At 38.7% G+C, this 235-nt stretch carries 1 protein-coding gene; it reads left to right on the top strand.

What is annotated here, in order from left to right:
* The coding region (locus ACZ6JE_RS15650; RefSeq protein ID WP_464319548.1) for a hypothetical protein at positions 1 to 235 on the top strand (235 nt) is incomplete at both ends.

Here is a 235-nt window from a genome sequence, read left to right as displayed (position 1 = left end):
AGTGAAGAGAATATGAAAGTTCTCTTTCCTGATAAAAAAGACAACAAGCCGGAAATGGTAGGAGTGGGTTCGAGCAGCCTTGGCATCACCAGCAAAATAAACGGAACAATTGTTAACAACCTGCATTCAAATACTACTTTTGATGGCGTTTCAATCGGTAATGAAATTGGCAGTGGCGAGAATTATGGTTATAATAATTACACAACTTATATACAGGTAAAACCCGGTACCGATG

The sequence above is a fragment of the Frigoribacterium sp. AC759 genome, from assembly GCF_979256015.1.
Note: the sequence above shows the minus strand (reverse complement) of the source record. Positions and strands in the feature narration are given on the sequence as shown.